Below are 22,955 nucleotides of genomic sequence, written 5' to 3'. Positions count from 1 at the left end.
TTTCATCTATGAAAAGTTTTAAAGTACAAACTCTGATTCTAATTGCGATTGCCTTTATGCTAGGCATGAGTGAATTTATTATCGTCGGAATTTTAGGCGATATCGCTGATACTTTCCACGTTGCAATTTCAACCGCGGGATTGTTAACCACCATTTTTGCGGGAGTTTATGCCGTCGCAACGCCCATTTTGTCATTAATGGTCGGGGAACGGCGCTTAGATAAAGTGATGGTGTTCATCATGTCGATTTTCATCTTAGGAAACATTTTATCTGCCGTTTCACCAAACTTTTTCGTTTTAACCATTTCTCGAATCATCACGGCTTTGGTATCCGGGATTACCATTTCAATTGCGATTACCTTTGCTACCTACATTACCCCGCCGAATAAACGAGCGTGGATTGTATCTTGGGTCTTTTCTGGGTTTAGTATTGCCTCTGTCTTTGGGGTACCAACTGGAGTCTGGCTTAGTAATCAAGTTGGTTGGTACGTTACTTTCTGGATTATCGCAGCACTCAGTCTTTTAATTTTAATAGCCTTTGTGATTGCTTTACCCCATAATTTACGCCAAAAGAAAGTGGAACACTTTACTGATCAATTTAAGATTTTTAAAGATAAACTGATTCTCTTAGGGATTTTAGTGCCCATTTTAATGACCGGTGGTGGTTACGTTGTCTATACTTACGTAACGCCCATGTTGACAAAATCATTTGGCTACAGCATTGATTTTGTCACGGTTTTCTTAATTATCTATGGGATTGCTAGTCTAGTTGGAAATCAAGTGGCTGGTCGCTTAGCATCTAGAGATGGGATGAAACGAATTTTTAAATTTTACATCGTCCAAGCGTTTGTTTTATTAGGAATTTCCGTCTTTTTCAAAGTCTCTGTGATTGATTTAGTTTTAATCATTATTTTAGGTTTCACCCTCGCCATTGCTGGAGCAACCACTCAACTTTTCTACATGCACATTGCTGAGGTCAAATATCCGCAATCATTGGTCCTTGCTTCTTCATTCAATCCAATTTTTACCAATGTTGGAATTGCCGTTGGTTCTGCCACTGGTGGCGTAATCGTGAATTCAATTGGAATGCCGTTCTTAGGCTTCGGTGGAGCAATTTATACTGCACTTCTTTTAGGCGACCTTTGGCTAATTAACCATAAATTTTCTAATTAAACAGTAAAAGACAATCATTTAAAATGGTGATTGTCTTTTTATTTATCAAAAACCGAAAAATTAGCATTGACATTGTTTTTCATTCGTTTTATACTTTAAAAAACTTAAACGAAGGAAGGTTTATGATATGTCAGTGTTTACTAACATTATTATTTTATTATTCATTTTAGTCATCTCAATTTTCAAAAATTGTGTGGATAATAAAATGTTAATTTGGCATATCTAAATTTTCTAAAGTCCACGCAGTTCATCGTTAGTACTGTGGGACTTTTTACCATTTTGTCCCCAGTTGATCTGAACTGAGGACTTTTTTTATTACCTAAAAAGGAGTTGAAGCCCAATGTCTAACCAGGAAATTCTAAATCAAGAACAGGAGCATTACGCAAAAGCGGCTCGTATCAAATATTTTGATATTGTTATCAAATCCGGACGTGGGGCCATCTTAACCGACGAGGATGACCATCAATACATTGATTTACTCTCAAGTGCCTCCGCAACTAATACTGGGCATTCCCATCCGCACGTCGTCGAAGCAATTAAACGACAAGCCGAACAGTTAATTCAATACACTCCCGCTTACTTTGCGAACGCGGCTGAAGCAAAATTAACCCCTCGTTTAGCAAAGTTAGCTCCTATCGAAGGACCGGTAAAAGTTGCTTACGGTAACTCTGGCTCCGACGCAAATGACGCGATTATCAAATTTGCCCGAGCTTATACGGGACGCCAATACATTGTGAGTTTTACCGGGGCTTACCATGGTTCGACCTATGGTTCAATTTCCACTTCGGGAGTTAGTTTGAATATGACGCGCAAGATTGGCCCATTATTACCTGGCGTGGTGAAAGTGCCATTCCCTAGTCCTTGGTATCGATTACCTGGCGAAAGCGATGATGCCTTTTCTGATCGGATGTTTGAAGCCTTTAAGTTGCCCTTTGAAACTTACTTGCCGGCTGACGAAACGGCCTTGATTGAAATCGAAGCCATTCAAGGTGACGGTGGTTTCATCAAAGCCCCTGAACGTTATCTCAATCAAGTTTATCAATTTGCCAAAGAGCACGGAATTTTATTTGCCGTTGATGAAGTTAATCAAGGATTAGGACGGAGTGGAAAAATGTGGTCTATTCAACATTTCCCCGATGTTCATCCTGACCTAATTGCGGTTGGTAAATCAATTGCTTCGGGCCTTCCCCTTAGTGCAGTTTTAGGCCGAGCCGAAGTGATGGATGCGTTAAATGCTCCTGGTAATGTTTATACGACTGCAGGGAATCCAGTCACAACTGCTTCTGCGAATGCCACGCTCGATGTCATCGAAAATGAACACTTAGTTGAGCGAAGTGCCAAATTAGGCAAGCAAGCCAAGGCATTTTTTGATAAAATGAAAGATAAATTTAATTTTATTGGAGATGTGCGCATTTACGGGTTAAACGGTGGCATTGATATTGTTGATTCAACGACTGGAAAAGCAGATGATGACGCCGCTACTCAGTTAATCACACGAATCTTTGAATTAGGCGCTTTAATGATTACAGTTCGAGGAAATATCTTACGGTTCCAACCACCACTAGTAATTAAAGAAACTGATTTAAACAAAGCTTTTAAGATTATTGAACAAGCAATGCAAGAATTAAATGATGGAAAATTACCACCAGCTAAATCAATGGGCTGGTAATATTTTAAGGAGATAGACATGAAAAACATTTTCAAAAAAATGAATGAGAAAGTCGACTTTCATTTTTACGCATCAAAAGATAAGCAACTGAAAAAGACCATGACGGTTAAAGATTTCTTGGCTTTAGGGCTGGGAACCATTCTTTCAACTTCCATCTTTACCCTTCCTGGGTTAGTTGCTGCTAAATTTACTGGTCCAGCCGTAGTTATTTCATTCTTACTAGCCGCTGTTGTTGCTGGTTTGGTAGCGATGAACTACGCCGAAATGGCTTCGGTATTGCCATTTGCTGGATCAGCTTACTCTTGGATTTCCGTATTATTCGGTAAATTCTGGGGTTGGATTGTTGGTTGGGCCCTCTTAGCTGAATATCTAATTGCGGTAGCATTTGTAGCCGCTGGGTTATCTGCTAACGTGCAGGGGTTGATTTCGCCTTTAGGTTGGAAACTTCCTAATGTTTTGGCTAATCCACTAGGTACTAATGGCGGAGTAATTGATATTATCGCTGTCGTGGTGGTAGCCTTGGTTACCTTCATCTTGCTTCGTGGTGATGCTGAAACCACTAAGATTGCAAACGTCTTGGTTGTTTTGAAATTACTTGCTATCATTACTTTCGTAGTGGTTGGAGCAACTGCTATCAAAGCCCAAAACTATGTTCCATTCTTCCCTAAACCACATGCTCTTCCTGATGGTACTCAATTTGTTGGTGGTTGGTCAGGAATCTATGCCGGAATCTCAACCATCTTCCTTTCTTACATTGGTTTTGATTCAATCGCCGCTAACTCTGCTGAAGCCAAAGATCCCCAAAAAACCATGCCCCGTGGAATCATCGGTTCACTTTTAATCGGTACAGTATTCTTCGTAGCTGTTTCCCTAGTTATGGTGGGAATGTTTAAGTACTCAGCTTACCTTGGTAACGCTGAACCAGTTGGTTGGGCCCTTCGTCAACAAGGTCACGTAATCATCGCTTCAGTGGTTCAAGCAATTGCAGTTGCCGGAATGCTAGTTGCTTTGATTGGAATGATGATGGCTGGTTCACGTTTGATCTACTCATTTGGTCGTGATAAAATGCTTCCAAAATCAATGGGTAAACTAAACAAGAAAAAAATCCCACAAAATGCACTTTGGATCATCACAGCCGTTGGAATTGTAATGGGAGCTATCTTCCCATTCACTTTCCTAGCTCAATTGATTTCAGCTGGGACGCTAATTGCCTTCATGGCCGTTTCACTTGCTATGTACCCATTGAGAAAACGTGAAGGTAAGAGTCTTCCAAAGGCTGCTTACAAACAACCATTTTTCCCAGTGCTTCCAATTCTAGGTTTCCTAGGTTCACTTACTATCTTCATGGGACTTGATATTCAAGCTAAACTTTACTCAATCGTTTGGTTTGTAATCGGCGTAATCATCTACTTTGCTTACGGTATGAAACACGCTAATTCTGAGCTTGATGAATCAGACGTTAATACTGATGAAGAAATTAACGAAAATCTTTAAAAAATTTCACTGAAAAGAGCGGTTTTATTACCGCTCTTTTTTGTTTCATACTATAATTAAATTAAATGATAATGCGAATGAGGTGAATGGAAATGAAAGAAATGATTGCAGCAACTTTAGTCTTAATTATGTTTGGTTGTCTCTTGGGCGAAGCAGTCGTTTACGTCTTTGTAAAAAATCCATCGCCTAACCAAAAAATGACTTACAATTTCTTTGATAAAATTTACTGTTTTTGTTTATTCTTGATTTGTGCGTTGGTCGTTGCCCTATCGGTGTTGCGGGATTCGTAAAAAAGTTTATTGACTATCTAGCATAAATTATTTAGTATATTACTTAAGGAAAGGACGGTTCGACCGTTCGCTAATCAAGGCTCAGCCGAAAGTTAGTTATAAAAAGGAGCCCCATTGTTGCTAACGCAAGTAATGGAAGGCTCCTTTTTGCTATTCAAATTTATTAACATTTACACCCCTTAAGTCAGTTTTAATTTATATCACCACGCTTTGTTGGTATAATTAAGATAAACACTACTTTTGGAGGTATATTTATGGAGATATTAGAAGCAGTTTTAATTCTGCTTATTTTAGTTTTAATTTCCAATGTGGCTAGTCATTACATCACTGCCGTTCCGGTTAGTTTGATGCAAATCGCATTTGGAGTTTTAATCGCAATCTTATTCAATTTCAAAATTGATTTAGATACGACGTGGTTCATGCTACTGTTTGTAGCCCCGTTGCTATTTAACGACGGGCGTGAGTTTCCCAAGCAAGAATTGTGGAAATTACGGGGACCAATTTTTGAAAATGCCATTTTATTAGTCTTTTTAACCACGATTTTAGGCGGCTTTTTTGTTAGTTGGTTAGTCCCAACGATGCCGTTAGGAGTTAGTTTTGCCTTAGTTGCCATTCTTTCTCCCACTGATCCTGTGGCTGTACAATCAATTTCAAAACGAGTTAACTTACCAAAAAACATTTTACATTTGGTAAGTGGTGAAAGTTTAATTAACGATGCCAGTGGGCTAATTGCCTTTAAATACGCCATTGCAGCCGTGGTGACTGGTTACTTTTCGATTTCTAAAGCCGCTGGTGACTTTGTTTACATGGCCATCGTCGGTTTATTAGTCGGAATGGCTTTGATGGCTGGTTTAATTTGGCTGCGTAACTGGTTACACAGTATTAATTTTAACGATGCAATTTTTAGCGTTGTGCTTCAAATTTTAACTCCATTTGTAATTTACGTTATCGCCGAAGATTTTCTCCATGCTTCTGGTGTAATTGCCGTAGTAACGGCTGGAATTTTTGAACACCTTTCTGAAAAAAAGGTGCGCGGACAAACTCCAGAAATTACCTTATTAACTAATCGGACTTGGGATATCATTATCTATTGTTTAAATGGAGTGGTTTTCCTAGTATTGGGAATTGAACTTCCCGTCGCCATGCATGCCGTTATCAAAAGTAAAACTTATGGTACTTTCCAATCTTTAGGTTATGCGTTTGCCATCTGGTTCATGATTTTAGTGGTTCGAGTAGTTTGGATTATTGGTTATCAATCCTTCGCCTACTATGTAACCAAAAAAGAAAAGAAAAAACCAAAATTTTCCGTTGCTTTACTAGCCGGATTATCGGGAGTTCGGGGTGCGATTACCATGGCTGGGGTACTTTCAGTCCCTGCCTTAATTGACGGTGGCAAAGTCTTTCCCGATCGTTCGCTAATGCTTTTCATCGCAGCATCCGTAATTGTAATTAGTTTGCTTGCCGCTACCATTACGTTACCTTTAATTGCTCCTGGACAAGGAACCTTAGAAACCCGGGCTTCGGTAATTGATGATGAAGAAAACGCTGATGATGACGATGATGCTCCTGAATACGTTACTTATGACGTTGCGCGTCTTTACATGATGAATTCAGCAATTGCGAATTTAGAAAACAACAAAACTGAAGATACGCAACGAGCTGTGTTTGATATCATCATGGATTATGAAGTCGATATTCGGAAGATTCAACATCGTTTACACAACCGAGCCGAAACTACCCAAACCTTAAACGAAATGCTGGCTTTACGGCGGGTCGCTTTAAATGGAATTCGGGATGCGGTGAATGGTCTTTACGAAAAGGGCCTCATCAATAAAGATGCTTATTGGATTAAAAGTCGCCAATTAAACCAGCAAGAATACTTACTCTCACAAGCATCTGGTGATCGGCAAGCTTTCAAAAATATGTCTCATTTGAGTCTCTTTAGCCGCTTAGTCCGGGCTTTTAAAGTCTGGCAATGGAACGGTTCCGAAAGTGATGCCACTAAATCTGACTTACGTTTAATTCAAAAAGTCGGTGCTCAAGGCGCCATTGATGCGGTGAAGAAATTCTTAAACAGTAAAGACATCGATGAAAAAGATTTCTCTGCCCAAACGGTCCACTTCTTAATCGTTCACTACGAACGGCAAATTCAAGAAGCACAGTCATTTGGTGATTCAGCTGCCGAAGAAAAAGAATATGAACGACAGGTCATTAATCTTCGGATGCAAGCCCTTGAGGCGGAACGAAAAGCGATTGAAGTGTTGATTGAAAATAATCACATTGGCCCTGGAATGGGACTTAAATTACGTCAAAACGTTAACTACGAAGAAACCATTTTACTTAACGATTATAAACACGAAAATGAATAATAACTAAAAATATCGAAATCGCTATGATTTCGATATTTTTTATAAACTCATAATTATTGCATTTAGCCCTATCGTTTCCCAACGAGATTTGATAAAATCAAAATAATTCATTTGTCCCCCCAATCTTAATTAGGAGAACTATTATGATCAAAATTGAACATCTACATAAAGAATACGGAGATAAAATTGCCTTATTAGATCTCAACTTGGAAATTCCCCACGGAAAAATCTTTGGCTTTCTCGGCCATAATGGAGCTGGTAAATCAACCACGTTGAAAAGCCTTACCAGTATTATTGAACCAACTTCTGGAAAAATTTCCTTTGATGGCTTAGATTTAGCAAAACATCGGACTGAAATTAAACAAAAAATTGGTTACGTTCCGGATTCACCAGACATCTTTTTGCAATTAACGGCGCAAGAATACTGGAATTTAATTGCTTCAATTTATGATATTAAAATGACGGATGTTCAAAAGCGTCTGGATGAACTAGTGAACTTATTCGCGTTAACGGATAACCTGGTGACACCAATCCAAGATATGTCACATGGAATGCGGGAAAAAACCATTATTATCGGAACGTTATTGGTTAATCCCGACGTTTGGATTTTAGATGAACCGATTCAAGGTTTAGATCCTCAAGCAGCTTTTGACTTGAAACAAGTCATGAAAGCCCATGCTGAACAAGGTAAAACCGTCATCTTTTCAACCCATGTGCTCGATACTGCCCAACAATTATGTGATGAGATCGCCATTTTAAAACACGGTGAATTAATCTTCAATGGCTCGGTTGCATCACTCTTAGCCGCACATCCTAACCAATCACTTGAAACCATTTATCTTAATATGACTGGTAGCAAAAATAATCAACAAGAAATTAACCAGCTTGAAGGTGATTCCGATGCTGAATAAAAAATTAACCGAGCTCATTAAAGTTAATCTACTTTATTCCAATCCAAGCAATACCCAAAAACAACGCAAAAAAGGCAAAAATCTGACTCAAATTGCACAATCAACCTTAATCTGGGCCTTTTTAACCGGATTCTTATTATTAGGTCTCTTTGGGGTTTCCTTAATTTCGGTCGATTTACCTAAATCACCAGGAATTTTCACTCATTTTCTTGGGCTCTTTACCCTGTTGTTGATGGCTCAACTAATTTCCACCATTAATAACGTTTTTTTGGATAACCAAGATTTTCAAAATTATCTATCTCTTCCAGTAAAAATGAGTACGTTGTGGACCGCCAAATTGGCTACTACGGCGCTTACCATGATTCCCTTTGCGATTCCTTTATTAGCCATTTTAATCATGACGGCCTGCCAAAGTAATTACAACGTAGTAATTGCCATCGTGGTCGCCATAACGACTTTTATGCTGTACTTCGGTGCCATTTTAGTACTAACTTCTTTATTGACCTTTTTAATCACTCAAAACCGATTTTTCCAAGCACATAAGCAATTGGGAAACAGCATCTTGTTAGGGGTCTCAACCATCGCCATTGTCGTTGGTTGCGTGGTTTTAAGTGTTTCCCAAAATAAACCGCATCCAAACGATGAAAATATCCTGACACCCTTGGCTCCCATTTTCAACCTCATTACTCATCCCTTTAGTCTAAACTCACTGTTAACCTTAGTAATCCTAATTGGAGTCACTGGTGGTGGAGCGCTAATTTTACGCAAATTAAGTGACAGTAAGCTTTTACAAGTTAAAAAGCTCCCTGTTTCCAAATCCAAAGCAGCCTCCCGTCCAGTTGTCCAAAAATCGCTGCTCCAGACGTTACTTCGCTATAATTTACAACTCATTCGTGATCCTTCCTTTATGACCCAATCGCTCGCCAATACCATTATGATGCCCTTTGTTTTTTTGTTTGGGTTCAGTTACGGGAGCAAAGATCTGATGAGTCACCTAGGTTGGGAATATGCTGGTGTGTTCTTTTTACTAGGCGTAATGTTCTCTTTCATGACTTTTAATTCTTATGCCCTCGTTGGAAACATCATTTCACTAGACGGAGCAAATTTTGAAATGATGCGTAGTTTTCCCATCAAATTTAGCTACTATTTAAAAATCAAATTTTGGTTGGCAACAATCATTCAAATTATTTTAATGATTATTTTAACCATCGCAATCGGCTCCTTTATTCACTTGAAAATTGAACTTCTTTTGCCATTAATTGCTGGAATTATTTTGAGCCAACTCGCAGGCTGTCTCTATTATTTTACCCGTGATTGGCGACTTTTATCGTTAAATTGGACGAACCCAACGCAACTCCTTAGTCGTGGACTGGGAAATTGGGGCGTCTTTATGATGACCTTTGGCTCCATGTTTTTTGGTGGTTTATTAATCGGTCTCATCGCCCTTTTAACTAATTATTTTCCGCTTTTTATTAATTTATTGGTCTTAATCATGATTATGGTTAGCACTTTTATCGTTTATCGCCATTATCAAAAGACCTTTTGGCAAGTAGTTAGCGATTAGCTCAAATGAACTAATCTTTAGTAAGTGATATTAAATTGTTGTATACTAAAGTTGAGATGAGGTGTTCCTATGAAACTTAAACTGGAAAGAATTTATACCAAACCAGCTGATTTGAATGGTTATCGGATTTTAGTTGATCGCCTTTGGCCACGCGGAATTTCAAAAATCAGAGCGGCCTTAGATACGTGGGACAAAGAAGTGGCCCCTTCAACCGAGCTACGCGAATGGTTTAACCACGTTCCAGCGCGCTTTCCGGAATTCCAGACTAAATATCTGGCTGAATTAAATCAGAATCCAGCTACTAAAGCATTAGTTTCATTAGTAGCCGATAAACTCAAAACAGAGAATGTCATTCTTTTGTATGGGGCTAAAGATCAAAAACACAATCAAGCCATCATAATTTATAATTACTTACTACAACAACCAGCGATTAAAGCTGAATTAGATTAGGAGAATATTTATGCAAGAAGTTAGAATTGGAAAATCAGATGTAATTACTGGACCATTAGGATTAGGTACCAATGCCGTGGGTGGTCATAACCTTTTCCCTAACCTTAACAATGAAACTGGGATTGAAATCGTTAAAACCGCTTTAGATTCTGGAATTACTCTTTTGGATACTGCCTTTGCGTATGGAATGGGTGAATCCGAAAAACTAATTGGGGAAGCCATTAAAGGTTACGATCGTTCTAAGATTCAAATTGCCACTAAGGGTTGTCAAAAAGTGGAAGCAGATGGCAGTGTCGTCATCGATGACTCACCTGAATATCTTCGCGAATGTGTTGAAGCTAGTTTGAAGCGTCTTCAAACTGATTATTTAGATATCTTTTACATTCATTTTCCCGATGGTAAAACACCTTTAAACGAATCCGTAGCTGCGCTTAACGAATTGAAAAAAGCCGGTAAAATTCGGGCAATTGGTGTTTCCAACTTATCAATGGAACAACTTAAACAAGCTAACCTTGATAATTTAGTGGATGTGGACGAAGAAAAATACAATCTACTTGATCGGGATGCCGAACAAGAACGTTTTGCATATCTTAAAGAACACAATATTTCCTTTGTTCCTTTCTTCCCATTGGCCTCTGGATTGTTGACTGGTAAGTATACCAAAGCTACTACTTTCCCCGCTGATGATATTCGTCACGATGATCCTGATTTCCAAGGTGCTACTTTTGCAAAGATCATGGATGGAATTGATGAAATTCGTCCCATTGCGGAAAAATACAATGCTACCGTTGCACAAATTGTCCTTGCTTGGTACATCAAGAACCCAAATATTTCCGTGGTGATTCCAGGTGCTAAAAAGCCTGAACAAGTCAAAAGTAACGTTAAAGCTTTAGAGATTCATCTCACTGAGTCAGAATACAAATTAATTGACGAAAAATTATAGACCAAAAGCTCCGCATCAAAGCGGGGCTTTTTTTGTTGCTCTCATTTTTGATTTACCTTGGAAACAACTGGTATAATAAAGTTCACTAATAATAAGAATTGGAGAATTTAATCTATGTTTGAAATTCAAGGATACATTCAAAAATGGCGAAACTTTTTGAGTAAATTAGCAAAGTATAAGTATTTCTTTTTTATCCCAATGGTTGCTATTATCTTTTTAACCGCTGCCGTGGTCGTTTATCAAGGTGGATTCGGTAACTTTATGATGATGATTTTTGGGATTTTAATTGGTTGCTTAGCCTCCCTCTGGGGCATGTTTACTTTTATTTATCGCGATGTCAAAAAAATCATGGCATTGCTTAATTTAAGTGATTTATCAGCATTTGGTAATATGCCCCAGTTCGGTAACGTTGGCAAAATGGCTGGTAGCCTCAAACACGTGGCTAGAGCTAATTTAATTTTTGGATTATTAGTATTAATCTTAATTATTTTTGCCATCATTAGTTTGCTTCACAGCAATTTATTGGCTATCTTAGTATTTATGTTTGGCGTTTTAGGCGGTATCTTGCTTACTTGCTCACTTTTAGCTAAACTAGCAGAAAAGATTACCGATAAACTTCCATTTTAAGTTCTAACTAAAAAGGCTTTCCAAAAATTTTTGGAAAGCCTTTTTTTAATCTTTATTTTTAATCTTGCGACCCGTGATCGACTAACTTAGCCCAGACATCACCGACAACTTGAATGACTAGCACTAAAATAACTACCAGAATCGTAGCCACTAACGTCGTATCATTGGCGAATCGGTTATATCCATAAGAAATGGCCATGTTACCTAAACCACCGGCACCAATTGCTCCGGCCATGGCAGTCAATCCAACTAAACTAATTAAAGTAACGGTTGAAACTCTAATTAATTCGGGGAAAGCTTCACTAAGATAAACTCCTGAGATAATATCCCAGTTAGTTGATCCTAATGATTCAGCTGATTCAATGGTCCCTTTGTTAACACTTTGTAAAGCCACTTGGACTTGACGAGCGTAGAAAGGAAAGACCCCCACTGACAATGGAACTAAGGCAGCCGTAGTTCCAATTTGAGTTCCAACAATCTTTTGCGTTACAGGGGCAATGAAGGCCAATAAGATAATAAATGGAACCGCACGGAACAATGAAACGATTTTATCAACAATATTGAAAATCACTTTGTTAGGCAAAATCCCATCATTATCGAAAAGGACTAAAGCCACTCCAAAGATTAATCCAGCAATTCCACCAAAGATTGCTGACCAAAAAGTCATGTATAACGTTTGCACGATTGATGTCCACCAACCAGTTTCACCAGACCAACCTTGTTGCACAACGTTGGGGAAATTTGTAATAAACCACTCTTTCATTATGCTTCACCTCTCAATTCAGTAACTTCAACATCCAAGTTTTGAAGATATTCAATCGCTTGTTTTCTATCATCATCTTCACCGATTAAATCAACAATCATAATTCCCACTGCTTCATTTCGGAATTTTTCAATATCAGCATATACAATGCTTGCTGAAATGTGGAATTTCGAATAAAGCTCAATAATAATTGGCTTAGAAATAGCTTGTGAGAAGTAAATTAGTTTTACTAGATGACGATCTTTGGTATCAATGTTAAGGGACTTCAAAATTGCAAAGGCATCGAAGTCAGAACCAACAATTCTACGAGTAATCGGATTAGTTGATTTAACAAAGACATCGATTAACGTTCCAAGATCAACTACTTTACCGGTATCCATGATGGCTACTTGATCACAAATGCGTTTGATAGCATCCATTTCATGAGTAATTAAAATAACCGTTAACCCACGCTTTTGGTTCAAGTCTTGAAGTAAATCCAAAATTTGATTAGTATTTTCTGGATCAAGGGCTGAAGTTGCTTCATCAGAAATTAAAATTTTAGGATCATTAGCCAACGCTCTGGCAATGGCAACCCGTTGTTGTTGTCCCCCAGATAATTGACCAGGGTAATGCTTAGCGTAGTCAGCTAAACCAACGTCTTTTAATAAACTAGTTACCTTAGCAGCAACTTCTTTTTCTTTTAAACCAGCATGTTTCAAAGCAAATTCCACGTTTTGTTGAACTGTTTTTTGTGACAATAAGTTGTAATGTTGGAAAATCATTCCAATCTTACGCCGTTCTGTTCTTAATTCTTTTTCATCAATAATTTCAACTTTTCCATCGGTGTTTTTGTAGAAAGTCTTCCCAAAAACATCAACTTCACCACTAGTAGGTTTTTGTAATAAGTTTACGGTCCGTACTAGCGTAGATTTACCAGCTCCAGAATAACCCGCAATTCCGAAAATTTGACCTTCAGAAATCCCAAAAGTAACATCGGAAACAGCTTTAATTTGCTTTTTATCTTGGGTAAAATCGACCGATACGTTTTTAAAATTTACAATATTATCTGTCATTATTTTCTCCTTTTAGTTGTTTTCAAATAAATTTAGTTTGGCAATTCTTGCTACGGCTTCCTGTAGTCTTGCTGGACTGGTTAATAAGCCAATGCGAACAAATTGGTCGCCAACTTTTCCAAAACCTAATCCTGGAGCTACAGCAACCGCCACTTGATCAAGTAATAGATCGGCAAAACTTTCAGAATTATAACCTTCTGGTACTGGCATCCATGAATAAAATGATCCTTTAGCAGGACAAGCATGCCAGCCAATCTTAGCAGCTGCCTTTTCAAAGGCTTCCCGCCGTTCATCGTACAAATCATTAAGTTTAGCAACTGATGCTTGTGATTCAGATAAAGCTGCAATTCCCGCTTCTTGAATTGCGGGAAAGACACTGACAAACAGGTGGGCTTGAATCAAATTAATCGCCTTAATCATATCAGGATTTCCAATCGCAAACCCTAAACGCCACCCGGCCATATTATAGGTCTTAGACATCGTGTACACTTCGATTCCAACTTCTTTAGCACCAGGAGTCTGTAAGAAACTCAGGGGCTGATTATGATAACCTAAAGCACCATACGCAAAGTCGTGCACAATTCCAATTTGGTTTTCCTTCGCAAAAGCAACCGTATCTTTGAAAAACTCAGGAGTTGCAATTGCACCAGTCGGATTATTAGGATAGTTAAGGTACAACAATTTAGCTGCCGCCTTCACCTCATCACTAATCGTACCATAATCTGGCAAAAAATCATTTTCTTCCTTCAGTGGAAGTAAATCTAATTTAACTTTTGCTAACTCAACTCCTGATAAATAATCTGGATAACCAGGATCTGGGAGTAACATTGTGTCACCTGGATTCAAAATTGCTAAGGGAAGTTCAACTAATCCAGTTTTAGAACCACCCAGAATTGCAATTTCTGTTTCTGGATCCAAATCAACGTCATATTCTCGTTTGTAAAAATCGGCGACCGCCTGTTTTAAAGCTGGTAATCCATTAAAAGGTGAATATTTATGATTTTCTGGATTAGCAACTGCCGTTTGCATTGCTTTTACAATATTATCAGGGGTCGGCTGATCAGGATTACCCTGCCCTAAATTAATTACGTCAGCTCCAGTAGCAATTTTAGCATTGACCTTCTGGACCAACGTTGCAAAAAATTGAGTTGGTAATGATTGAAGAATTTTAGATTCCGGAAATTCCATCTTATTTACCTCTTTACTTAATTTTTAAAGCTTATTTAAAACTATGGTTCCATGCAGGAACTTCAGTCTTACCGTATTCTTTTTCAATTACATCAGCAGTCTTTTTAGTTTGGTAAGCTTTTACAACTTTCTTGAAAGTTTCATTGTCTTTTTGATCTTTGTTAGCAGCGATAAAGTTAATCCATGGTTTTGAATCCTTGTTAAGTGGTTCTGTAAAGATGGCTTTATCATTTGGTAATTTAGCAGTAGCGGCAAAGTTACCGTTAACTACTGAAGCATCAACACTGTTCAATAATCTTGCAGTTTGAGAAGCATCAACTTCTTTAATCTTCAAATCTTTACTGTTTTTGGTAATGTCGTTAATTCCAAGAAGTCCATCTTTGTGTTTTAAGTCGATTAATCCAGCATTTTTCAATACAACTAAAGCACGACTTTCGTTAGTAGCATCATTAGGAATGGCAATTGTAGCACCGTTAGGAAGATCTTTAACGTTCTTGTATGAATCTGAGAAAATTCTAATTGGAGTAATTACGGTATTACCAATTGAAACAATATTAGTATGATGTTTTTTGTTCCAGTCTTTTAAGAAAGCATAATGTTGGAAAGCATTAAGATCAACTGAATGTTGAGCTAAAGCAGTATTTGGTTGTGTGTAATCTGTAAAATGTACAAATTTCAACTTAATGTCATATTTATCTTTAGCGGTTTCGGCAACTGATTTCCAAACAGCATCATCAGCTTTTGATCCACTCATGATTCCAACTTTAACAACTTTTTGACCGGAAGTATTTGAAGATTTAGGCCCAAAACTTGCCCAACCAATTCCTAAAACTGCAATTAAAACAATGACTCCGATAATCCATTTAACTGATTTTTTCATGATAATTTCCACCTTTATTTTATAATATATTTTAATAAACAAAAAAAGCATTCATCCTCTAATAAAAGGACGAATGCTTTCGTGGTACCACCTTAGTTTACAGAAATCATCGCTGAAATCTGCCTCAGAAATTTCTCTGATGACGCGTCTCAATCAGAAAAATCTTGCTAAGATATCGGTAGCAACCCCGCCACTAGCTTATTTATAAAAACTCACTAGTGATTGATTTCAAGCCCATCTTCTTTATTTTCCTTTCATCTCTTCACACCGCCCAGAGACTCTCTTAGAAATTCCAATAAATACTCAGCTCTACAATTTGTTTATTTGATTGTTATTATCTTAAAGGTAATTTAAGATTCTGTCAACAAAAAATTCAATATTTTTTTAATTTATTTTTAAAGAGACAAAAAAAGACCTTAGCTTGCGCTAAAGTCTTTTTCATTTGCGTGGCAACGTCCTATCCTCGCAGGGGGCGATCCCCCAACTACTTTTGGCGTGCTGAAGCTTAACTTCTGTGTTCGGCATGGGAACAGGTGTATCCTTCAGGCTATCGCCACCACACTATTTTTGTTTGAGAACTTTGTTCTCTCAAAACTAGACAATATTATTTTCTTCCGATTAACTTCCATTGTATCTTCATTCTACTTGGTTAAGTCCTCGACTGATTAGTATTAGTCCGCTTCACGTATCACTACGCTTCCACTTCTAACCTATCTACCTGATCATCTTTCAGGAGTCTTACTTCCATATAGGAATGGGAAATCTCATCTTGAGGCGAGTTTCACACTTAGATGCTTTCAGCGTTTATCTCATCCATACATAGCTACTCAGCAATGCGCCTGGCGGCGCAACTGATACACCAGCGGTATGTCCATCCCGGTCCTCTCGTACTAGGGACAGCTCCTCTCAAATTTCCTGCGCCCGCGACGGATAGGGACCGAACTGTCTCACGACGTTCTGAACCCAGCTCGCGTACCGCTTTAATGGGCGAACAGCCCAACCCTTGGGACCAACTACAGCCCCAGGATGCGATGAGCCGACATCGAGGTGCCAAACCTCCCCGTCGATGTGAACTCTTGGGGGAGATAAGCCTGTTATCCCCAGGGTAGCTTTTATCCGTTGAGCGATGGCCCTTCCATATGGTACCACCGGATCACTAAGTCCGACTTTCGTCCCTGCTCGACCTGTATGTCTCGCAGTCAAGCTTGCTTTTGCCTTTACACTTTAGGAATGATTTCCAACCATTCTAAGCAAACCTTTGAGCGCCTCCGTTACTGTTTAGGAGGCGACCGCCCCAGTCAAACTGCCAACCAGACACTGTCTCCGCGCACGATCAGTGCGCAGGGTTAGAGTGTTCACATAACAAGGGTAGTATCCCACTGACGCCTCCACCGAGACTAGCGTCCCGGCTTCTATGGCTCCTACCTATCCTGTACAAGTTATGTAAACACCCAATATCAAGCTACAGTAAAGCTCCATGGGGTCTTTCCGTCCTGTCGCGGGTAACCTGCTTCTTCACAGGTATCTTAATTTCACCGAGTCTATCGTTGAGACAGTACTCAAATCGTTACGCCTTTCGTGCGGGTCGGAACTTACCCGACAAGGAATTTCGCTACCTTAGGACCGTTATAGTTACGGCCGCCGTTTACTGGGGCTTCATTTCGGTGCTTCGCCGAAGCTAACACTTCCACTTAACCTTCCAGCACCGGGCAGGCGTCAGCCCATATACTTCATCTTACGATTTTGCATAAACCTGTGTTTTTGATAAACAGTCGTTTGAGTCTTTTCACTGCGGCTGGCCGTGAGGCCAGCACCCCTTCTTCCGAAGTTACGGGGTCATTTTGCCGAGTTCCTTAACGATAGTTCTCTCGCTCACCTGAGGATACTCTCCTCGACTACCTGTGTCGGTTTGCGGTACGGGTAATTAATTACTAACTAGAAGCTTTTCTCGGCAGTGTGACGTCAGATACTTCTCTACTTAAATTTCGATCCTCATCATCGCTTGTCAACCCGCTTAAAAGCATTTAACTCTTAAACTGACTTACGATTTGAACACACATTTCCAATCGTGTGCATATCTTAGCCTACTGCGTCCCTCCATCGTTCAAACATAATTAACTAGTACAGGAATCTCAACCTGTTATCCATCGCCTACGCTTCTCAGCCTCGGCTTAGGTCCCGACTAACCCTGGGTGGACGAGCCTTCCCCAGGAAACCTTAGTCATTCGGTGGATCAGATTCTCACTGATCTTTCGCTACTCATACCGGCATTCTCACTTCTAAGCGCTCCAGTAGTCCTTACGGTCTACCTTCATCGCCCTTAGAACGCTCTCCTATCACGCAACATAGTTGCGTCCGCAGTCTCGGTAATATGCTTAGCCCCGGTAAATTTTCGGCGCAGAATCACTCGACTAGTGAGCTATTACGCACTCTTTAAATGGTGGCTGCTTCTGAGCCAACATCCTAGTTGTCTATGCAACTCCACTTCCTTTTCCACTTAGCATATATTTAGGGACCTTAACTGGCGGTCTGGGCTGTTCCCCTTTCGACGATGGATCTTATCACTCATCGTCTGACTCCCGGACATAAATCAATGGTATTCGGAGTTTATCTGAACTCAGTAATCCTAGATGGACCCCTTGCTCAAACAGTGGCTCTACCTCCATGATTCTAATTCCGAGGCTAGCCCTAAAGCTATTTCGGAGAGAACCAGCTATCTCCAAGTTCGTTTGGAATTTCACCGCTACCCACACCTCATCCCAGCACTTTTCAACGTACACGGGTTCGGACCTCCGGTGCGTATTACCGCACTTTCATCCTGGACATGGGTAGATCACCTGGTTTCGGGTCTACGGCAACATACTAATACGCCCTATTAAGACTCGCTTTCGCTACGGCTCCGCTTTTTCGGCTTAACCTTGCATGCAACTGTAACTCGCCGGTTCATTCTACAAGAGGCACGCCATCACCCATTAACGGGCTCTGACTGCTTGTAGGCACATGGTTTCAGGAACTATTTCACTCCCCTTCCGGGGTGCTTTTCACCTTTCCCTCACGGTACTGGTTCACTATCGGTCACTAGGGAGTATTTAGCCTTGGGAGATGGTCCTCCCAGATTCCGACGACGTTTCACGTGTGTCGCCGTACTCAGGATCCTGAACTGAGGGTATTTGATTTCGTTTACGAGACTATCACTCTCTTTGGTGTAGCTTCCCAACTACTTCAACTATCAAATACTTTTGTAACTCAAATGTTCAGTCCTACAACCCCGAACCACAAGGGTTCGGTTTGGGCTGTTCCCCGTTCGCTCGCCGCTACTTAGGGAATCGAAATTTCTTTATATTCCTGTGGGTACTTAGATGTTTCAGTTCCCCACGTCTGCCTCTGCATAGCTATGTATTCACTATACAGTGACCAGTCATAACACTGGTCGAGTTTCCTCATTCGGAAATCTCCGGATCAAAGCTTACGTACAGCTCCCCGAAGCTTATCGCAGTTAGTTGCGTCCTTCATCGGCTCCTAGTACCAAGGCATTCACCATGCGCCCTTATTAACTTAACCTATAATCCGACGGATTATAAATTATTTGAGTTTTAGCGATTAAAACTAATTAAAAAACTCAAAAATAACACAATGGTTATTTCTCGGTTCAATTATATATAAAAATATAATTATTACAGAAAATAATATTATCTAGTTTTCAAAGAACAAAATTGACACATTAGTGTCAATGGAGAATGTAGGGTTTGAACCTACGTCTATTACTTGCAAGCAAGTAATCGCTCTCCCAACTGAGCTAACTCCCCATATAAGAGTAGATACTCTCAAAACTGACCAAGATTTTGATTAATGTAAGGTTCCGAATTATTCCTTAGAAAGGAGGTGATCCAGCCGCAGGTTCTCCTACGGCTACCTTGTTACGACTTCACCCTAATCATCTGTCTCACCTTAGGCGGCGGACTCCTAAAAGGTTATCCAACCGACTTTGGGTGTTACAAACTCTCATGGTGTGACGGGCGGTGTGTACAAGACCCGGGAACGTATTCACCGTGGCATGCTGATCCACGATTACTAGCGATTCCAACTTCATGCAGTCGAGTTGCAGACTGCAATCCGAACTGAGAACGACTTTAAGAGATTAGCTTGACCTCGCGGTTTCGCAACTCGTTGTATCGCCCATTGTAGCACGTGTGTAGCCCAGGACATAAGGGGCATGATGATTTGACGTCGTCCCCACCTTCCTCCGGTTTATCACCGGCAGTCTCTCTAGAGTGCCCAACTTAATGCTGGCAACTAAAGACAAGGGTTGCGCTCGTTGCGGGACTTAACCCAACATCTCACGACACGAGCTGACGACAACCATGCACCACCTGTCATTCTGTCCCCGAAGGGAACGTCTAATCTCTTAGATTGGCAGAAGATGTCAAGTCCTGGTAAGGTTCTTCGCGTAGCATCGAATTAAACCACATGCTCCACCGCTTGTGCGGGTCCCCGTCAATTCCTTTGAGTTTCAACCTTGCGGTCGTACTCCCCAGGCGGAATGCTTAATGCGTTAGCTGCGGCACTGAAAGGCGGAAACCTTCCAACACCTAGCATTCATCGTTTACGGCATGGACTACCAGGGTATCTAATCCTGTTTGCTACCCATGCTTTCGAGCCTCAGCGTCAGTTACAGACCAGATAGCCGCCTTCGCCACTGGTGTTCCTTCATATATCTACGCATTTCACCGCTACACATGAAGTTCCACTATCCTTTTCTGCACTCAAGTTTATCAGTTTCCGATGCACTTCTCCGGTTAAGCCGAAGGCTTTCACATCAGACTTAATAAACCGCCTGCGCTCCCTTTACGCCCAATAAATCCGGACAACGTTTGCCACCTACGTATTACCGCGGCTGCTGGCACGTAGTTAGCCGTGACTTTCTGGTTAGATACCGTCATACCGTGAGCAGTTACTCTCACAGCTGTTCTTCTCTAACAACAGAGTTTTACGAGCCGAAACCCTTCTTCACTCACGCGGCGTTGCTCCATCAGACTTTCGTCCATTGTGGAAGATTCCCTACTGCTGCCTCCCGTAGGAGTATGGGCCGTGTCTCAGTCCCATTGTGGCAGATTACCCTCTCAGGTCTGCTACGTATCATCGCCTTGGTGAGCTATTATCTCACCAACTAGCTAATACGCCGCGGGTCCATCCAGAAGCACTAGCACAAAGGCCAGCTTTGAAACAAGAACCATGTGGTTCTTGTTGTTATACGGTATTAGCATCTGTTTCCAGGTGTTATCCCCTTCTTCTGGGCAGGTTACCCACGTGTTACTCACCAGTTCGCCACTCAGTCGGATCCAAAATCATCTCGGTGCAAGCACCAAGAATCAAATGGGCGACTTCGTTCGACTTGCATGTATTAGGCACGCCGCCAACGTTCGTCCTGAGCCAGGATCAAACTCTCATTTTAGAAATGAGAACTTTACTAGCTCTTATTTATTTGTTTTTGCAAATTGACATTGCATATTTGTTTAACTTTTAAACTAAGTTTAAAAATTATCCTTACACTTTATTGTAATCAAAATCTTGTTCAGTTTTCAAAGATCTACTCAAGCACCATTTGCAGTGCATGTAATATATTACTCAGATAGTTAAACTATGTCAACCCTTTTGAATAATAAAATTAAAAAAGTTTTTGGTTAAAAGTGACTTCGTCCCTCTCAACATTTATAACTATAAACCATTGGTCAAAAAAAGGTCAAGGGTTTTGATCAAAAAAAGTCAAATTTATTTTTGATCATCTTTTTTATATAATTCAATCCCTAATTCTGGATGTAAGTTTAAATAGTTTTTGGTAAATTTATCAACAGCATTTTTATCAGAAGTGTCAATTCCACTACGACGCATGTCTGCGAATAAACCACGATAAAATTTGTCAAACTGGGGATTATAAAGCGACTGTAGTTGGGTTGCATTAACATTTACCCAGTCAATTAGATGTTGTCCGTTTTTAATAACGCCTTGTTTTTGTAAATACTTAAATAATTTTTTTAATGCAAATGGAATCGTCCGATACATCGCTTCCGTTTTTTCGTTTTCTTCTAATAAAAGCATAAATCGAGCAAACATTACTTCTTGTAAAAGATCTGCGTTCCATTGACTAGGTTCTTTATCTAAACCGACAATTGCAATTTCAACAAAACTATCAATAATCGCATCAATTGCTCGAATTTTTTCATCGCCTAGTTTAGCTACATCCGGTTCAGCATCAATTGCATCAAGCCATCCGTCAATCATTTCCCCTACTGCTTGGGTTTGTTTTTCTTTATCCATTAAAATCAGCTCCTTTGATGTTATTATACTATCATTAATAAGATGGTTATAATAGAACCAATCATATACAAAGGAGTCTTGAAAATTTGAAAAAAATTGCAATCGTGAGTGCGAAACGTACTCCAATTGGTAAAATCAATGGCCAACTTAGTAGTTTAACCTCAGTTGAACTTGGAGTAATCGCAGCCAAAGCTACAATGGAAGCAATCAATTTAGATCCGAAGTTAGTCGACCAAGTCATCTTTGGAAACGTAATTCAAGCTGGCGGTGGTCAAAACATTGCCCGACAAATTGAACTAAAATCTGCCATTCCAGATACCAGCACCGCTTGTACCATTAATCAAGTTTGTGGATCAGGAATGAAAGCCATTCGTCTCGGACAACAAGCCATCTTAACCGGTGATGCAGAGGTAGTTTTAGTTGGTGGCACCGAAAGCATGTCAAATGCCCCCTATCTAAATCCTAAAGTTCGCCAAGGTCACAAATTTGGGTCCTTCACTATGGAAGATAGTATTGAAAAAGATGGCTTAAATGACTTTCGTACCAACGCTCCCATGGGGATTACGGCGGAAAACGTTGCTGAAAAGTTCAACATTACTCGAGAAGCGCAGGATCAATTTGCCTTTTCGTCTCATCAAAAAGCCGCCAAGGCCATCGAAAATAACTATTTCACAGATGAGATGATTCCCATCACGATTAATGGTAGAAAGTCAGCAACAGTTGTCTCAACTGATGAAACCGTGCGCCCTAACACTACCATTGAACAACTAACTAAACTTCGAACTGCTTTTAAGGAAAACGGAACGGTTACAGCCGGTAATGCCGCTAGTCTTAATGACGGTGCCTCCGCGCTCATCATGATGACGGAAGCTAGAGCTAAAGAACTTAAGTTAGAGCCATTAGCCATCATCGATAACTATGCCGAAGCTGGTTGTAATCCTGATATAATGGGATATGCGCCTCGTTATGCGGTTGATAAGCTACTTCAAAAAGAACAAAAAACCATCCATGATTATGATTTATTCGAACTTAACGAAGCCTTCGCTTCCCAAAGCTTGGCTGTTGCAAATGATCTCCAAATTCCCATGGAAAAATTGAACATTACTGGTGGTGCAGTTGCCTTAGGTCATCCACTCGGTGATTCAGGAGCCCGCATTCTCATCACTTTAATCAACAACTTAAAACGAACGAAGCAAAAAACCGGAATTGCAACACTTTGTATCGGTGGTGGTATGGGAATGGCAATGAGTATCCACCTTAATTAA

Annotated in this window: 16 protein-coding genes, 1 tRNA gene, 3 rRNA genes and 1 other annotated feature; of the genes, 11 read left to right on the top strand and 9 right to left on the bottom strand. The window is 40.0% G+C overall.

All coding sequences use genetic code 11. The features are described from left to right. Positions 1 to 8: 8 nt before the first annotated feature. From ACEPSS_RS03225 to ACEPSS_RS03180, 10 genes are all read left to right on the top strand, one after another. Positions 9 to 1,172 carry an MFS transporter gene (locus ACEPSS_RS03225; RefSeq protein ID WP_395320131.1) on the top strand — a complete coding sequence of 388 codons (1,164 nt, stop codon included), beginning with the start codon at positions 9 to 11 and terminating at the stop codon, positions 1,170 to 1,172. A 340-nt stretch (positions 1,173 to 1,512) separates the two neighbouring features. Beyond that, complete coding sequence (locus ACEPSS_RS03220; RefSeq protein ID WP_395320129.1) at positions 1,513 to 2,841, top strand: aspartate aminotransferase family protein; 1,329 nt, start codon at positions 1,513 to 1,515, stop codon at positions 2,839 to 2,841. 18 nt (positions 2,842 to 2,859) lie between these two features. Beyond that, positions 2,860 to 4,335 (top strand): APC family permease, encoded by a 1,476-nt coding sequence (locus ACEPSS_RS03215; RefSeq protein ID WP_395320127.1) that lies wholly within the window; start codon positions 2,860 to 2,862, stop codon positions 4,333 to 4,335. A 92-nt stretch (positions 4,336 to 4,427) separates the two neighbouring features. Next, positions 4,428 to 4,625 carry a hypothetical protein gene (locus ACEPSS_RS03210; protein WP_395320125.1) on the top strand — a complete coding sequence of 66 codons (198 nt, stop codon included), beginning with the start codon at positions 4,428 to 4,430 and terminating at the stop codon, positions 4,623 to 4,625. 254 nt (positions 4,626 to 4,879) lie between these two features. Further along, entirely contained in the window at positions 4,880 to 6,994 is a 2,115-nt protein-coding gene (locus tag ACEPSS_RS03205) for a cation:proton antiporter (protein WP_395320123.1), read from the top strand. Between the two features lie 143 nt (positions 6,995 to 7,137). Then, positions 7,138 to 7,905, top strand: a complete 768-nt coding sequence (locus ACEPSS_RS03200; RefSeq protein WP_395320121.1) for an ABC transporter ATP-binding protein — start codon at positions 7,138 to 7,140, stop codon at positions 7,903 to 7,905. Continuing rightward, a complete protein-coding gene (locus ACEPSS_RS03195) occupies positions 7,895 to 9,469 on the top strand; it encodes a hypothetical protein (protein ID WP_395320120.1) in 1,575 nt (524 codons plus the stop codon). Before ACEPSS_RS03200 ends, ACEPSS_RS03195 begins: the two co-directional genes overlap by 11 nt. Positions 9,470 to 9,538: 69 nt before the next feature. Next, complete coding sequence (locus ACEPSS_RS03190) at positions 9,539 to 9,919, top strand: DUF488 domain-containing protein (RefSeq protein WP_395320118.1); 381 nt, start codon at positions 9,539 to 9,541, stop codon at positions 9,917 to 9,919. A 10-nt stretch (positions 9,920 to 9,929) separates the two neighbouring features. Then, complete coding sequence (locus ACEPSS_RS03185; RefSeq protein ID WP_395320116.1) at positions 9,930 to 10,862, top strand: aldo/keto reductase; 933 nt, start codon at positions 9,930 to 9,932, stop codon at positions 10,860 to 10,862. Positions 10,863 to 10,976: 114 nt separating this feature from the next. Continuing rightward, entirely contained in the window at positions 10,977 to 11,489 is a 513-nt protein-coding gene (locus ACEPSS_RS03180) for a hypothetical protein (protein ID WP_395320114.1), read from the top strand. A 58-nt stretch (positions 11,490 to 11,547) separates the two neighbouring features. Here ACEPSS_RS03180 and ACEPSS_RS03175 read toward each other — a convergent pair whose 3' ends face one another. The 9 genes from ACEPSS_RS03175 to ACEPSS_RS03135 all read right to left on the bottom strand — a co-directional run bounded on the left by ACEPSS_RS03175 (position 11,548) and on the right by ACEPSS_RS03135 (position 21,690). Further along, complete coding sequence (locus ACEPSS_RS03175; protein ID WP_395320112.1) at positions 11,548 to 12,252, bottom strand: methionine ABC transporter permease; 705 nt, start codon at positions 12,250 to 12,252, stop codon at positions 11,548 to 11,550. After that, the gene (locus tag ACEPSS_RS03170; protein ID WP_395320111.1) at positions 12,252 to 13,307 is read right to left on the bottom strand and encodes a methionine ABC transporter ATP-binding protein; all 1,056 of its coding nucleotides are present in this window, start codon (positions 13,305 to 13,307) and stop codon (positions 12,252 to 12,254) included. The genes ACEPSS_RS03175 and ACEPSS_RS03170 overlap by 1 nt, the downstream gene beginning before the upstream one ends. A 12-nt stretch (positions 13,308 to 13,319) precedes the next feature. Next, the gene (locus ACEPSS_RS03165; protein ID WP_395320109.1) at positions 13,320 to 14,495 is read right to left on the bottom strand and encodes a pyridoxal phosphate-dependent aminotransferase; all 1,176 of its coding nucleotides are present in this window, start codon (positions 14,493 to 14,495) and stop codon (positions 13,320 to 13,322) included. A gap of 31 nt (positions 14,496 to 14,526) precedes the next feature. Next, entirely contained in the window at positions 14,527 to 15,375 is an 849-nt protein-coding gene (locus ACEPSS_RS03160; protein WP_395320107.1) for a MetQ/NlpA family ABC transporter substrate-binding protein, read from the bottom strand. Positions 15,376 to 15,437: 62 nt separating this feature from the next. Next, positions 15,438 to 15,699, bottom strand: a binding site (T-box leader). 120 nt (positions 15,700 to 15,819) lie between these two features. After that, positions 15,820 to 15,936, bottom strand: a 5S ribosomal RNA gene (rrf, locus tag ACEPSS_RS03155). Between the two features lie 84 nt (positions 15,937 to 16,020). Continuing rightward, positions 16,021 to 18,936: ribosomal RNA gene (locus ACEPSS_RS03150) — 23S ribosomal RNA — on the bottom strand. A gap of 170 nt (positions 18,937 to 19,106) precedes the next feature. After that, positions 19,107 to 19,181, bottom strand: a tRNA-OTHER gene (locus tag ACEPSS_RS03145). Between the two features lie 69 nt (positions 19,182 to 19,250). After that, positions 19,251 to 20,827 (bottom strand): 16S ribosomal RNA (locus ACEPSS_RS03140). The 16S, 23S and 5S rRNA genes sit together here with 1 tRNA gene alongside, the layout of an rRNA operon. A 317-nt stretch (positions 20,828 to 21,144) precedes the next feature. Then, complete coding sequence (locus ACEPSS_RS03135; RefSeq protein ID WP_395320105.1) at positions 21,145 to 21,690, bottom strand: hypothetical protein; 546 nt, start codon at positions 21,688 to 21,690, stop codon at positions 21,145 to 21,147. A gap of 86 nt (positions 21,691 to 21,776) precedes the next feature. Between ACEPSS_RS03135 and ACEPSS_RS03130 the strand changes: the two genes are divergently transcribed. After that, the gene (locus tag ACEPSS_RS03130; RefSeq protein ID WP_395320103.1) at positions 21,777 to 22,955 is read left to right on the top strand and encodes an acetyl-CoA C-acetyltransferase; all 1,179 of its coding nucleotides are present in this window, start codon (positions 21,777 to 21,779) and stop codon (positions 22,953 to 22,955) included.

The sequence above is a fragment of the Fructilactobacillus frigidiflavus genome, assembly GCF_044054575.1.
Taxonomy (GTDB): domain Bacteria; phylum Bacillota; class Bacilli; order Lactobacillales; family Lactobacillaceae; genus Fructilactobacillus; species Fructilactobacillus frigidiflavus.
The sequence above is the reverse complement of the archived record's forward strand: the minus strand, read 5'-3'. Positions and strand labels throughout refer to the sequence as shown.